8 protein-coding genes, 1 pseudogene and 1 riboswitch are annotated in these 13,030 nt (G+C 69.7%); of the genes and pseudogenes, 6 read left to right on the top strand and 3 right to left on the bottom strand.

What is annotated here, in order from left to right; all coding sequences use genetic code 11:
• Positions 1-45: 45 nt before the first annotated feature.
• The 4 genes from ACWF7A_RS35680 (at position 46) to ACWF7A_RS35665 (ending at position 6,926) form a co-directional block, all read left to right on the top strand.
• Positions 46-633 carry a nitroreductase family protein gene (locus ACWF7A_RS35680; RefSeq protein WP_452254916.1) on the top strand — a complete coding sequence of 196 codons (588 nt, stop codon included), beginning with the start codon at positions 46-48 and terminating at the stop codon, positions 631-633.
• Positions 624-3,539: a BTAD domain-containing putative transcriptional regulator gene (locus ACWF7A_RS35675; protein ID WP_452254915.1), complete on the top strand. Its 2,916-nt coding sequence runs from the start codon at positions 624-626 to the stop codon at positions 3,537-3,539. The genes ACWF7A_RS35680 and ACWF7A_RS35675 overlap by 10 nt, the downstream gene beginning before the upstream one ends.
• A gap of 546 nt (positions 3,540-4,085) precedes the next feature.
• Entirely contained in the window at positions 4,086-4,634 is a 549-nt protein-coding gene (locus tag ACWF7A_RS35670) for a Uma2 family endonuclease (RefSeq protein WP_452254914.1), read from the top strand.
• Between the two features lie 144 nt (positions 4,635-4,778).
• Positions 4,779-6,926 (top strand): terpene synthase family protein, encoded by a 2,148-nt coding sequence (locus ACWF7A_RS35665; RefSeq protein WP_452254913.1) that lies wholly within the window; start codon positions 4,779-4,781, stop codon positions 6,924-6,926.
• Here ACWF7A_RS35665 and ACWF7A_RS35660 read toward each other — a convergent pair.
• Positions 6,910-7,905 (bottom strand): alpha/beta hydrolase, encoded by a 996-nt coding sequence (locus ACWF7A_RS35660; RefSeq protein ID WP_452255041.1) that lies wholly within the window; start codon positions 7,903-7,905, stop codon positions 6,910-6,912. The genes ACWF7A_RS35665 and ACWF7A_RS35660 overlap by 17 nt on opposite strands.
• A gap of 23 nt (positions 7,906-7,928) precedes the next feature.
• On the bottom strand, positions 7,929-9,260 hold the full coding sequence (locus ACWF7A_RS35655; RefSeq protein WP_452254912.1) for a cytochrome P450: 1,332 nt from the start codon (positions 9,258-9,260) through the stop codon (positions 7,929-7,931).
• Positions 9,261-9,384: 124 nt separating this feature from the next.
• On the opposite strand from ACWF7A_RS35655, the pseudogene ACWF7A_RS35650 reads away from it, so the two are divergent.
• Together ACWF7A_RS35650 and ACWF7A_RS35645 are read left to right on the top strand one after the other, a co-directional pair.
• Positions 9,385-10,185, top strand: a pseudogene (locus ACWF7A_RS35650) (SAM-dependent methyltransferase); the annotation flags it as partial.
• A gap of 90 nt (positions 10,186-10,275) precedes the next feature.
• On the top strand, positions 10,276-11,364 hold the full coding sequence (locus tag ACWF7A_RS35645) for an FAD-dependent monooxygenase (protein WP_452255040.1): 1,089 nt from the start codon (positions 10,276-10,278) through the stop codon (positions 11,362-11,364).
• Here ACWF7A_RS35645 and ACWF7A_RS35640 read toward each other — a convergent pair.
• A complete protein-coding gene (locus ACWF7A_RS35640; RefSeq protein WP_452254911.1) occupies positions 11,345-12,859 on the bottom strand; it encodes a DUF6461 domain-containing protein in 1,515 nt (504 codons plus the stop codon). The genes ACWF7A_RS35645 and ACWF7A_RS35640 overlap by 20 nt on opposite strands.
• Before the next feature lie 91 nt (positions 12,860-12,950).
• Positions 12,951-13,022: riboswitch (adenosylcobalamin-variant (AdoCbl-variant) riboswitch) on the top strand.
• Positions 13,023-13,030 lie beyond the last annotated feature (8 nt).

Raw genomic sequence — 13,030 nt, 5'->3', positions numbered from 1 at the left:
CCCGGACGCTGCTACGGTCGGGTGACCTATCTGGGGAGGTACGGGGTGGAGTTCCAGGACGTCGTTCGCCGCCGGCGCATGGTGCGCAGGTTCACCGACGAGCCGGTCAGCGACGAGAGCCTCCAGCGGATCATGCGCAACGCCGTGCGCGGTCCGTCGGCCGGGTTCTCGCAGGGCCAGGGCTTTCTGGTGCTGCAGGGCGAGCAGCTCGAGCGGCTCAGAGGGATGTTCGAGTGGTGGTGCGGGGAAGAGGCGAAGACGGCGCCGGTCGTCGTCATCCCGTTCTCGTCCAAGCAGGTCTACCTCGACCGGTACGCGCAGCCCGACAAGATCGAGACCGGCCTCACCGAGGACCGCTGGCCCGTGCCCTACTGGGACATCGACACCGGCATGGCCGCGTTGCTGATCCTGCAGACGGCCGTCGACGAGGGCCTCGGCGCGGTGTTCTTCGGCACGGACAAGGACACGTGGCCGGAGCTGCGCGCGGCGTTCGGCGTGCCGGACATGTACGTGCCGGTCGGCATGATCGCGATCGGGCACTCGGCGGAGGAGGGCATCTCCGAGGGGGCCTCGCCGCTGCGGCGCAAGCGGAAGGCGTTCGACGAGGTCGTGCACTGGGGCCGGTGGCGGTGAGATCGTTCGGCCTGCTCGGGCCGCTGGACGTGGTGCTCGACGGGCGCCACGTCCACGTCCCGCCGGGCAAGCGGCGCGTGGTGCTCGCCGCGTTGCTGCTGCGCGCGGGCCAGGTGGTCGGGGTCGACGAACTGGTCGAGCTCGCCGGCGGGTCGCGCAACGCCCTGCAGACCACGGTCGGGCGTCTGCGCGAGGCGCTGCCGGGGCTGGTGCTGACCAGGCCGGGCGGATACCTGCTGGACGTGCGGCCCGACGAGGTCGACGTCCACCGGTTCGGCCGGCTGGAGCCGAAGGAGGCGTTGGCGCTCTGGCGCGGGCGCCCGTTCGCGGACATCGGCAGCGACGCGCTCGAACGCGACCACGTGCCCGCGTTGACCGAGAGGTACCTCGCGACGCTGGAAGCGCGGATCGAGGCGGACCTGCACGCGGGCGGGCACGAGCGGCTGGTGCCCGAACTGCGTTCGCTCACCCGTCAGCACCCGACCAGGGAACGGATGTGGGCGCAGCTGATCGTGGCGTTGCACCGCTGCGACCGGCAGACCGAGGCGTTGCAGGTGTACGACGACATCCGCGGCAGGCTCGCCGACGAGCTGGGCCTCGACCCCGGCAAGGACCTGCAGAAGGCGCACCAGCAGGTGCTCACGGCGGACAACCGCCCGCGCGCCCGCAACGACCTGCCCGGCGACATCGCCGACTTCGCGGGCCGTGACTCCGACCTGGACGAGATCCTCGCCGCCGTGCCGTCCGGGTGTGTCGCGATCACCGCGATCGACGGCATGGCGGGCATCGGCAAGACCACGATCGCGGTCCGCGCCGCCCACCGGCTGGCTTCCCGGTTCCCCGACGCACAGCTGTTCGTGGACCTGCACTCCTACACCGCGGGCGTCGAGCCGAGAACGCCGTCGGACGCGTTGCTGGAGCTGCTGACCGCGCTGGGCGTGCCCGCGCAGGACATCCCGGACGGCCTGGACGCCCGTGCCGCCCGGTGGCGCGCGGAAATGGCGCACCGCAAGGCACTCGTGGTGCTCGACAACGCGGGCAGCGCCTCCCAGGTCCGTCCGCTGCTGCCCGGCACCGGTCTGGTGCTCGTCACCAGCAGGCGCAGGCTCGTCGACCTCGACGCGGCGCACACGGTCTCGCTGGACGTGCTGTCCGAAGTGGACTCGCTGAAGCTGCTCACGAGCATCGCCCGCAGGAACGACGAGGACTGTCGGGAGGTCGTGCGGCTCTGCGGGTACCTCCCGCTGGCCGTGCGGATCGTCGGCGCACGCTGGCGCACCCGTCCGGCGTGGTCCGCGCAGGACCTCGTCCGCCGCCTCACCGAGCACCGGCTGACGGAGCTGAGTGCGGGGGAACGCAGTGTCGCGGGCGCGTTCTCCCTGTCCTACCAGCAACTCACGGCCGGCCAGCAACGCCTGTTCCGGTGTCTGGGCCTGCACACCGGAGAGGACTGGGACGCGCACCTGGCCGCGGCGGTGATCGGCACGACCCGCGCGGAGGCCGAACGGCTGCTCGACGAGCTCGTGGACGCCCATCTGGTGCAGCAGAAGGAGAACGGCCGCTACCGCTTCCACGACCTGTTGGCGGACCACGCGAAGGCCTGCGTCGAGCCGGGGGAGAGGGCCGAGGCGGTCGTCCGGATCCTCGACCACTACCTGCGCGGTGTGGAGGACTCCGCCGGCAAGATCGCGCCCAGTCGTCCGAGGTTCCACTCCGCCGTCACCTCCGAGCCGGTCGACCCGCCCGTGTTCGTCACCCCGGTCGAGGCTCTCGAGTGGCTGGGCGCGGAGCGGCTGAACCTCAAGGCCGCCGTGTACCTGGCGGCGTACGAGGGACACTTCCGGCACGCGTGGCAGCTGCCGTCACATTTCGCGCACTACCTGTGGTTGAGCGGATCAGGGCGGGAACGCGTCGAGGTGCAGAGCGTCGCGCTCGCGGCGGCGCACGCGCTCGGTGACCTGAAGGCGCGCGCGGAAGCGTTGCGGGGCTTGGGTTCGGCCTACATGGACGACGGCAACCCGAAGGCCGAGGAGCACCTGCGCGAGGCGATTGCCCTCACGCGGCAGATCGGTGACCTGCGAGGCGAGGCGTCGGCGACGGGGTTGCTCGGCATGATCGCGCGCGAACGGCGCGAGTACGACAAGTCGATGGAGCACCTCCAACGCGGTCTCGTGCTCATGCGTCAGGCGGGCGCGCCGTCCGGGGTCGCCCACGCGTTGCACAACATCGGCATCAACCACGCGGAGCTGGGGCGGACCGAGCAGGCGCTCGCGCACATGAAGGAAGCCGCCGCGCTGATGGAGGAACGGCGCGACGTCCGCGAGGTGGGGGTGACGCTGCACAACATCGCCCACGTGCACTTCGACTCCTTCCAGGACGAGGAGTGCCTGGCCTGCATGGAACGGTCGCTCGCCGCCTACCGGGAGTGCGGCGACCGCCGGGGCGAGGCGCTGGCGCTGGCCGACTTCGCCCGCTGGCGCTACGAGATGGGGCACCCCGATGTCGCGGGTGCGCTCGCGCGCGACGTCGCGCGACTCTGCCGGGAGTACACGAACCTGCCCGACGACGAAGCGGTTCTGGCGGCGATGAAGGAGATCCGCGACCACGTAGGACAGATGACGCTGTACGTCTGCCTCTCGCTCGACGCGTTGACGGGTGGGCGGCCGGCCGAGTCGATCGGTTACCTGGAGCGGTTCCAGCGGCTCGGGAAGGTGCGTCGGTGGTGGAGCGACGAACGCGTGTTCCAGCAGTTCGCCGCCGCGTACTTGGAACTCGGCGACCGGGAGGCGGCGATCCGGTACGCGGAGCAGGCGGTGGAGGCCGCGGAGCGCGGCCACCAGCCCCGGCCCCTCGCCTTCGCCAGGGAGACCCTCGCTAGAGCGAAAGCCCCAGCGCCACCACTGTGATCACAGCTGCCGCCAGCACGGCGAAGGCCACCCACTGCCGCACCCTGTCCCCGGTCCTGCGCATTCCCTGCTCCCCTCGGTGGTGGTGCCACCGAGGGTGGAGAAACCCGTCCCCACGCCGTCCCCACCGCGATCACACGGATTACCGGGAATCGAGTGGGAGGTGTTTTGATCATCGGAGTGTGAGGTACTCGTGAGGTATTGCTCCAATGGAGTGCTTGGCTCGCTCGTAAGATTCCGTTAGGGTCGCATTCGCGAGCAATTGGCAGGGCGCGGCGCGTTATCAAAAATCGCCCGAAAATTGATCGAAAATTAGCCACTTGTTCGATTGAAACCATCTCGCTGCTCCGTCCGGGTGGTGCCTTCCACGGCAGGACCAGTGATCGCTCACCCTGCGGGATGGTGGTGACGAAGACGTGTGCGTGCAGTGGTGCGGGGTCGGCCAAAAGGGGCTTGCGAGTCGTGAGAATCGGACCAGTCTTGTCTAATGGCATCGCCGGGACCCGTCCGGCGGACAGTGGCCTCGACACGGGGGTGGAACGCACCATGGGTGGTGTCCCGACGTTTCCCCACGGCAGACCGCTGACGTGGGCGGACCTGGAGGCGATGCCTGATGACGGGCACCGTTTCGAACTCGTCGACGGGGTGCTGGTCATGAGCCCCTCACCCCGCCCCGTGCACCAGCGCGTCGTGGCACGACTGCTGGTGGCGCTCACGGCTGTCTGCCCACCGGAGCTGGAGGTCCTCCCGGCCCCGGTCGACGTGGTGCTCGCCGACGACACGGTCTTCATCCCGGACCTGGTGGTCGGCCGGCGCGAGCAGTTCTCGAGGCAGGCGCTCATCGGGCCGCCGGTGCTGGCGGTCGAGGTGCTCTCGCCGCGCACCCGGCACGTGGATCTCGAGCTCAAGCGCGCGAAGTTCCAGGAAGTCGGCTGCGAGAACTACTGGATGATCGACTACGACAGTCCGTGGCTGCGGTGCCTGCACCTCGAAAACGGCGTGTACGTCGAGCAGGCCCGTTCCGACGGCGAGGAAATCATCGAGCTGCAATTCCCTTTCGCGGTGAAGCTGAGCGCCCAGTCACTGGTGCGCTGAGTGTTCGTCGGCCGGGACGAGCTGGGCTGAACGGGCGACACCCGTCCACGCACGTGTGGATCAAGGTTTCACCATCTGGCGTTTCCGCGCGCCGGGCTGGTTGCGTTCATCGCGACACGTCCAACGCGCGGAGGTCCAACGCACATGCAGCCGTTCCAGCTGCCGGAGTTCTACACGCCCCATCCGGCTCGGCTGAACCCGAACCTCGAACGCGCCCGTGTCCACACACGCGCCTGGGCCCGCGAGATGGACATGGTCGACGTGCCGCAGCACGGCACCGTGATCTGGACCGCCGCCGACCTGGAGGCGCACGACTACGCGTTGCTCTGCGCGTACACCCACCCCGACTGCGACGGTGAGGCGCTCGACCTCATCACCGACTGGTACGTCTGGGTCTTCTACTTCGACGACCACTTCGTCGAGCTCTACAAGCGGAACCCGGACCTCAAGGGCGCGCAGGCGTACCTCGACCGGCTGCCGCTGTTCATGCCGGTCAACGGCACCATCACCGCCACGCCGGAGAACCCGGTCGAGAAGGGCCTCGCCGACCTCTGGCGCCGCACGGTCCCGACGCACTCACGAGACTGGCGCGAACGGTTCGCCGCGAACACGAAGCACCTGCTGGACGAGTCGATGTGGGAGCTGCACAACATCAGCTCGAACCGGCTGTCCAACCCGATCGAGTACGTCGAGATGCGCCGCAAGGTCGGTGGCGCACCGTGGAGCGCGAACCTCGTCGAGCACGCCGTCGGCCTCGAGGTACCGGCGAGCATCGCCCTCAGCAGGCCCATCGGGGTCCTGAGGGACACGTTCAGCGACGCCGTGCACCTGCGCAACGACCTGTTCTCCTACGAACGCGAGGTGCTCGACGAGGGTGAGCTCTCCAACGGCGTGCTGGTGTTCGAGAAGTTCCTCGACGTGCCGACCCAGCAGGCCGCGGAGGCCGTCAACGACCTGCTGACGTCGCGGCTGCACCAGTTCGAGCACACGGCGCTCACCGAGGTGCCGATCCTGCTCGACGAGCACGCCGTCGACCCGATCGGGCGCGCGGCCGTCCTGGGCTACGTGAAGGGCCTGCAGGACTGGCAGGCGGGCGGCCACGAGTGGCACCTGCGGTCGTCGCGGTACATGAACAAGTCCCCGAAGCCGCAGCTGGGCATCCTCGGGTCGTACGCCAAGACGATGCCGCAACGGCTCCGGCAGTTCAGCAGCACGCCGAAGGTCGTCGAGCCGTACACGCTGCCGGACTTCGACGTCCCGTTCACCCTGACGCTGTCCCCGCACCTCGACCAGGTGCGCGAGGAGATCATCGTGTGGGGCCGGGAGATGGGCATCCACGGCGAGGGCATCTGGGACGAGGCCAAGCACCGCGGGTTCGACCTCGCGCTGTGCTCGTCGGGTCTCGACCCGGACGCGACCCCGGCCGAGCTGTTCCTCTCGGCGTGCTGGCTGACCTGGGGCACCTACGCCGACGACGTCTACCCGTGGGTGTTCGGGCGCCTGCGCGACCTGGCCGGCCTGAAGGTCCAGACCGCACGGCTCAAGCAGTGCATGCCGCTGGACATGGTGCTGACCCTGGTGCCCGCGAACGCGACGGAACGCAGCCTCGCCGACCTCTGGCAGAAGACCGCCGGTCCCATGTCCGGTGAGTTCCGCGCGACGTTCCGGCAGACCGTGGACGACATGGTCGACGCGTGGGTGTGGGAAGTGGTCAACATCCAGCAGAACCGCATTCCGGACCCGATCGACTACCTGGAGATGCGGCGGTCGACCTTCGGTTCCGAACTGACGACGTCCCTCTCGCGCTTCTCGCATTCGACGACGGTGCCGCCGGAGATCTGGGGGACCAGGGTCGTCCAGACCATGGAGCGGTCGGCCATGGACTACGCCTGCCTGCTCAACGACGTGTTCTCGTACCTCAAGGAGATCCAGTACGAGGGCGAGGTGCACAACATGGTCAGGGTGATCGAGAACTTCCTCGGCGTCGCGCAGCCCCGCGCGTTCGAGCTGACCTTCGCGTTGATGGACGCCCGTCTCGGCCAGTTCATCTCCTCGGTGGAGACGCACCTGCCGAAGATGTTCGAGGACTTCTCGCTGGACGCGGCCACGAGGGCGTCGCTGACCCGCTACGCCGACGAGCTGAAGGACTGGATCGTCGCGATCGTCAACTGGCACAGGGAGACCAGCCGTTACGGCGAGGACGAGATCCGGACCCCGGTGAACGCGGGAGTGTTCAACCGGGGGCCATCGGGGCTCGGCACCTCGGCCTACCGCCTCACATCCCGAACCTAGAGCTCAGCCAGGCGCGGGTCGCGTCCCGGTAGTCCTCCGCGTTGCGGTGCAGACCGAGGGAGTGGCCCGCGCCCGGCAGCACGTACGTCTGCAGCCGGGCCTCGGGCCGGTAGTACGGGGCCTCCTGGGCCCGCAGGGTGTCGGCGTTCGAGCAGTCGCGCAACGCCAGCAGGCCGCAGAACAGCACGTCGTCGCTGCCGACCGCCTGGAACACCGGCACGTCGATGCCGTACGTCGTGGGCAGCACGATGCCGAACACGGCCACGGTTCCCATGCCCGGCACGGAGACCTGGTCCTTCGTGGCCTCGTCCGCGTTCACCACGGCCTGCTCGGCGTCGTCCATCGCGTAGAAGAGCCCGGACCGCGCACCCGGCCGCGTCGTGAAGTACAGCGGGTCGCTGCCGAGCTTCGCGAGCACGTTGTCGAGGAACACCGGCTGAAGTCCCAGCGCCGCACCGAGAGCGAGCACCGGGACGGCGGGCATGTGCGTCATGCCGGACAGGACCACGCCGTCGACGTCGTGGTACGTCGCGGCCTCCAGCGCCACGATGCCCGAGCCCACGGAGTGCCCGACGATGACGACCTTGCGGTACGCCGTGCCGCCGACGCGTCCGGCGCGCAGGTGCTGCACGACCTCGTGCATCGTCCGCGCTTCCACGGAGATCAGCAACGGCAGGCTGGGCGGACGCGACGAGGCGCCCGTGCCGAGCCGGTCGACGGCGAACGTCGCACGGCCCTCGCGGGCCATGTTCCGCTGGTACGAATAGGACTCCGGCACTCCCGGCAGGTCCCAGTACGCGCGGTTGTACGTGCCGCCGTGCACCAGCAGCTGGATCGAGTCCGGGTTCGCGCCCGCCGGCGTGCAGAGCTGGCCGGAGACCGTCGCCGTGCCGGTCGGCCCGGAGACCGGGAGCGTCGTGATCGAACAGTCGGCACCGGAGGCGTGCGCGGCGGGCGTCAGCGACGTCAGTGCCAGCACGGCGGCGAGGACGGGAAGCAGTTTCACGCGGAGGGCTTTCTGCTCACGGCGGTCATGGGCAGCCGGTTCGGCTGCATGGTCGCCTTCACCTGGGCGTGGACGCGGTGTCCCGCAACGGGGACGAGGTCCCACCGGGTCGCGATCGTCGCGGCGGCGATCGTGATCTCCGTGTGGGCGAGGAAGTGTCCTGGGCAGAACCGGGCGCCACCACCGAACGGGATGAACGCGCCCTTGGGCAGCGCGGCGGCTCTCGCGGGCTCCCACCGGTCCGGGTCGAACCCGTCGGGGTCCGGGAACCAGCGCGGGTCGCGGTGCAGGGTGTGCTGCGAGACGGCGATCTCGGAACCCTTGCGCACCAGCACTCCGCCGATCTCGACGTCCTCGCGGGCCCGGCGCATCAGGATGATCGGCGGGGTGCGGCGGAGCACCTCGTTGATGATCCGGCCGGTGTACTCGAGCTTCGACACGTCCGCGAACGTCGCCGGCCTGCCACTCAGCACGGCGTCGACCTCGGCGTGGAACCGTTGCCGCACAACGGGTCGTGTACCGACCTCGTGGAAGAACCAGGCCAGCGCCACCGCCGTCGTCTCCGCGCCGGTGGTGAGGATCGTGACGACCTCGTCGTGGACCTGCTCGTCGGTCATGGCCTCGCCGGTGTCCTCGTCGCGCGCGGCGAGCAACGCCGACAGCAGGTCGCCGTGGTCCGTGCCGGCCTCGCGCGCGCCCACGACGACCGCGGGGATGATCTCGCGCAACCGGGCCGCGGCCGCGTCGAACTCGCGGTTCGCCTTGAGCGGCAACCGTTCCACGAACGACGGGGAGAACGCGCGCACCAGCACGTGCCTGAGCATGATCGGGATGGACCGCCTGATCTCGGCCAGCACGTCCTGGCCGAGCTCGGCGGAGAACAGCGTGCGCCCTGCGACCGTCATCACGAAGTCCTGCATCAGCGCGTCGAACTCGAGCGGCTGACCGTCGTGCCACGAGTCGCGCAGCTCGGTGGCGAGCGACGTGATCACGTTCTCCGCGTAGGTCGAGACCCGCGCGCGGCTGAACGCGGGCAGCATCATCCGGCGCTGCCGCTGGTTGAACGCGCCGTTCGACGTCGCGAGCCCGTTGCCGAACAACGGCCGCATCTTGTCGAACACGATGCCCTTGTCGAACTTGTCGGACGTGAGCAGCTGCTGTGCCAGTTCCGGTGTCGTGACCAGGTGCACCGGCAGGGGGCCGAGGAAGACCCTGACCACGTCCCCCTTGGCGGCCAACGAGGACAGGAACCCGACCGGCGATCGGAGCAGCGCGAGGGAGTGCCCGGCGAGAGGCCAGCGGCCCGGCACCGTCGTGACGCTCGGCATCACACCATCCCTCTCAGACGACCCCGGACAAACTAGGGCCATCGCGCCAGTGGGGGCGAGCAGATACACACGATCGGATGCTCATCCAGTCGTCCGTACTGGTGCACACGGATACGCTCAGTCGGTGAGCAACGACCTCGGCTGGGTCCCACCAGGGGTGGACACGACAGTGCCGTCACCGGCTCGGGTGTACGACTACTGGCTCGGTGGTGGCCACAACTTCGCCCCGGACCGGGCGCTGGCCGAGAAGATCCAGCAGATCATGCCCGGCGTCCGCGACGCGGCACGGCTGAACAGGTCGTTCCTGCGCCGGGCCGCGCTGCACATGGTCGGGCGGGGCGTGCGGCAGTTCCTCGACATCGGCTCCGGCATCCCGACCGTCGGCAACCTGCACGAGATCGTGCGGGCGGAGGCACCGGACTGCAAGGTCGTCTACGTCGACCGGGACCCGGTCGCGGTCGCGCACAGCGAGCTGATCCTCGCGGGCGACCCGGACACCGCCGTGGTGCAGGCCGACCTGCGCGACCTGGACGCGATCTTCAACGCCGGTACGGTACGCGGGCTCATCGACTTCGACCAGCCCGTCGGCCTGTTCATGTTGCTGGTGCTGCACTTCGTCCCCGACGAGTGGGACCCGGCGGCGATCGTCGGGCACTACCGCAACGGGATCGCGCCCGGCAGCTTCCTCGCGTTGTCGCACGCGTCGGCCGAGGCGAAGCCCGCCGGGATGGACGAGGCCGTGCAGACCTACAACGTCAAGAGCTCGGCGAACCAGGCCTTCCCGCGCACGCACGACGAGCTGCTGGCGTTCTTCGCCGGGTTCGACCTGGTGGAACCCGGTCTGGTCGGCTGCCCGTCGTGGCGGCCCGACGGCGAGGGCGACTTCGCGGCCAACCCGGAGATCAACGAGGTCCCGTTCGCGGGGTCGCTGTCAAACCCTGACCGCCGATGGTCAGCCGACGGTCAGCGCCGGCGCGCACCTTGTGGGCAACACCGAGCCACAGGGGGCAACACCATGAAGAACGTCCTGATCTCCGGCGCCAGCATCGCCGGGCCCGCCCTCGCCTACTGGCTGCGCCACCACGGCTTCGAGGTCACGGTGGTGGAGCGGTTCCGCGGCATGCGGCCCGGCGGCCAGGCCATCGACGTGCGCGGTCCCGCCCTGGAGGTCGTCGAGCGCATGGGACTCGGCGACCGGCTGCGGTCGTCCAGCACGAACATGCGCGGCATGAACATGGTCGACGCCGACGGCAACGAGCTGTTCCGCTCCACCACGCACACCCTGAGCGGCGGCGACCTCGCGAGCCCCGACGTCGAGCTGCTGCGCGACGACCTCGCCAGGATGCTGTTCGACGCGGTGGACGGCGTGGAGTACCTGTTCGACGACACCATCACCTCGATCGACGGCACCCGCGTCACGTTCGAGAAGGCGGCCCCGCGCGACTTCGACTTCGTCGTCGGCGCGGACGGCCTGCACTCCACCGTCCGCCGCCTCGTCTTCGGGCCCGAGTCGGACTTCATCTCCCACCTCGGCATGAACCTCGCCGTCTTCACCGCGCCGAACTTCCTCGGCCTCGACCACTGGCAGACGTTCCAGCAGGGCGAGGTCGTCGGTGGCGGCGTCATGAGCGCCCGGTCGAACGCGGAATGCCGCGTGTACATGGGTTTCTACGGCGAAGTCGACTTCGACCACCGCGACGTCGACGCCCAGCGCCGGTTGCTCGCCGAGAAGTTCGCGGACGCGGGCTGGGTGTGGCCGACCGCGCTGAAGCACATGTGGGAGGCGCCCGACTTCCACTTCGACTCGATGAGCCAGATCAGGATGGACTCCTGGTCGCGCGGCACCGTCGTGCTGCTCGGGGACGCCGGGTACTGCGGTTCGCCGTTGTCCGGGCAGGGCACCAGCATGGCGCTGGTCGGCGCGTACGTGCTCGCCGGTGAGCTCGCGAAGGACCCGTCGAGCGCTTTCCGGCGCTACGAGGAGATCCTGCGGCCGTACGTCGTCGCGAACCAGGACATGGCGCTGAAGAACCAGGCCAACGGCGGCGCGCCCACCGAGGAGTTCGCCGAGGTCGTGAACAGCCTCATCCTGCCGAACTACTGATCCGTTCCCGGACCGACTCGGGGATCACGGCACCGGTGTACCTCACCACCGCCGTGATCCCCTTGGCGTCGAGGTGGCGCAGATCCGTGAAGCTGAGTCCCTCCACCGCCTTCCGGGTCTCCACGTCGTCGGTCAGCTGCCCGTCGCGGGCGAACGACAGCCTCGTCACCCGGTTGGCGTTCCAGTGGTAGCTGGCCGCCTTCCCGTTGCGGGACAGGCGTTGCAGGACCGCGGCACGGCTGCCCTGGTAGTCGTTGACCTCGACGACGAGCACTCCGCCGCCGACGTCGACGGCGACCGCGTCCTGCTCGAACTCGCCGGCCACGTCGCTGATGGTGGCGTTCGTGACGACCGTGACCGTCGCCGAAGGCCCTAGGTCCTCCTCCAGCCACTGGTACGGCTGCTCGGGACGGGAGATCGGCGACGGCGCCTCCTCCCCGCGCAGCAGGTGCCCGACGCGGTCGGTCGCCCTGTGCACCACCGGATCCGTCGCGGGCGCGGGCCACAGCGTCAGGTCGTAGCGCTCCTCGCCCTCGTCCCGCCCGGTCGCGCAGACGCGGACCCGGAACTCACCGGACCACGGAGCGGTGCTGCCGTGGCCGAACCGCGCCGCCCCGGTCACCGCGAGATAGCTGATCTCGGACACCTCGTCCCACTGCTCCAGGTCGGGCAGGCGCGGTTCGTCCAGCACGACGCGGACGGACACGGGCACCTTGCCGGCCTCGACGCCCGTGCGCACCGCGAACCCGGTGTCGATCGCGGCGACGAGACCCGTCGCCGAGAAGTCCGGTTCCGTCAGGCTCGGTTCCTCCACCACCACGAACTGGTGGCCGGACACCATCGCCTCCGTCTCCCAGGACGTGGGCTGGAACTCGCGGCGCCGCTTCTCCTGCATCGCCCGCTCGTACGCGGGCGGCATGGGCAGACCCGGCAGGATCTCGGCGCACGTGCCGATCGCGATGCCGATGGCCGCCGCCGGGTTCGTCGCCGCCGGGGTGCCGATCGTGTTCAGGACCGCCCTCGACACCACGACGGCGACGGCGAGGTGCGAGGCCCCGCGTTTGACGGCGATGGCGTGCTCGTCACCCTTGACGTCGCTGATGTCCGGCAGCAGCGCGCGCACCTGCTCGAGGATCAGGTCGCTCGCGCCGGGGTGGGCGCCGTCGACGAACGCCATCGGCAGCGCCATCGCGCTCCGCTCGCTCATCGACATGAAGCCGAACGTGGCGTTCGGCGGCGGTGGCACCAGTCCGGAGATCATGTCGGCCGGCGCGGTCAGGCCGAGACCGGCGACCGCCCGCTCCAGCGCGCCGAGCAGCCGTTCCGCCGAGAGGGCCGAGAACTCGCGCAACGCCTGCTGGGCCGCGGAGCCGCCGCGGTGCCGGTCGCGCCTGCGCTGCGCGGTGTGCGTGCCCAGCGTCGCCGCCGGTTCGTCCGGGATCAGCGCCTCGATCGTCGGCGCGACATCCTCGACCTGCTTCGTGAAATCCCCCATCCCGCCGATTCTGCCGGTGAATGGCCCAGCTCACAGCCATTTGACTCAACTAGATCCCTCCCGCACGATCGTTGACTGACAACAGCATCCGCATGCCGCGGGGGAAGCCGGTGGAACTCCGGCACTGACCCGCAACGGTGATAGTCCGACTGCCCGTGGCGTGCGGTAGCT

This window comes from Lentzea sp. NPDC055074 (assembly GCF_053608005.1).
This window is presented reverse-complemented; position numbering and strand designations above follow the sequence as displayed.